The following is a 266-nucleotide window of genomic DNA, read 5'->3' on the forward strand; positions in this document are numbered from 1 at the left end:
TGACTGCGAACGATTTCTGCGGCGTCGCAGATGTGGGCCGTCGCGGCGCCGCATGCCGTCTCGCACTTCGTCTTCGCCGCCGGGTAGCCACCGACCGTCGCGCCATCGTAAGGGCCCGCGGATGCGCCGCAGTAGGCTCCGCCGATCGAGATGGACTTTCCATTTTTGGTCACACTCGGCTTGGCCACCGCCGCGTACAACTCGTCGAAATTGCCGTTGAGAGCAGCGGCCGTGAGCGTTTGGCCGGCCGAGAAATGCGTCTGGTT

1 protein-coding gene is annotated in these 266 nt (G+C 64.7%); it reads right to left on the bottom strand.

Annotated elements, in window-relative coordinates:
* The coding region (locus ACYYG1_RS17525; RefSeq protein ID WP_461211620.1) for a hypothetical protein at nt 1-266 on the bottom strand (266 nt) is incomplete at both ends.

It is taken from the genome of Desulfocurvus sp. DL1XJH-121 (genome assembly GCF_054819825.1).